This is a genomic window from Herbiconiux daphne (assembly GCF_024979295.1).
GTDB lineage: Bacteria > Actinomycetota > Actinomycetes > Actinomycetales > Microbacteriaceae > Herbiconiux > Herbiconiux daphnes.
The window spans coordinates 1-799 of sequence record NZ_JANLCJ010000294.1; the positions used below are offsets into that span (position 1 = coordinate 1).

Genomic DNA, 799 nt, shown 5'->3' on the forward strand with positions numbered 1-799 from the left:
GAACAACTCGAAGAAAAGGACGATGAAGAAGAATGATTTCAAGCGCTCATGATTTAGCACAAAACACGGCGTTTCATGTTCTGCTTTTGCTGATTGTCGCTGATTTTATCAGTGGCAATGCAAAGGCGTTCATTTGGGGCGTAGTTAACTCAAAAATAGGATTCAAGGGGGCTTTGAAACATTCACTCGCAATTTGTCTTGTGTGTGTCGTTTGGATCGTGGCTTGCGAATTCGGACTACCAGAAATCGGAATTCTAGTCAATTCCTTTTATATTCTAGTCTATTCGATTTCATTTCTTGAAAATTTGGCAATGTGTGGCGTTCCCGTTCCGAAGGCATTGTTGCAACGGGTCAAAGCTGAAAAGGCGAAGTTCGAAAGAATCCTAGCGGAATACAAGGAGGAAGGCAATGACAACGAAAGCGCAGGCGATTAAATGGATCAACAACAGCTTGGGAAAATCATACGACTTCGACGGTCACTACGGGGCGCAGTGCTTCGACTATATCAACGAATATGCCTATCGAAATTTTGGCGTTTCATTCAGTGGGTTAGGAGCGATTGACCTTCAAACAACAGGAGTGAAGGGCGGATTCACAAAACAATCGACACCACAAATCGGCGATATTTTTGTAGCTAGTTCAATCTATGGAAAATACGGACACACGGGAATTGTTGTCGGAATCGAGAAAACGGGGCTTTGGGTATTCGATCAAAATTCGCAAGGCAAACTTGATCCCGTGAAAAAGAATTTCTACAAGTTCGGCGCAGGTCAACCTTATCAATTCAAATGCTACTTGC

At 43.2% G+C, this 799-nt stretch carries 2 protein-coding genes; both read left to right on the forward strand.

Features of this window, described 5'->3' with window-relative positions; translation table 11 throughout:
* Nucleotides 1-32 precede the first annotated feature (32 nt).
* Nucleotides 33-434, forward strand: a complete 402-nt coding sequence (locus N1032_RS24770) for a phage holin family protein (protein WP_259543183.1) — start codon at nt 33-35, stop codon at nt 432-434.
* Nucleotides 409-799 (forward strand): CHAP domain-containing protein (locus N1032_RS24775; protein WP_259543184.1); only part of this gene is annotated, 391 nt, incomplete at its 3' end. The genes N1032_RS24770 and N1032_RS24775, both read left to right, overlap by 26 nt.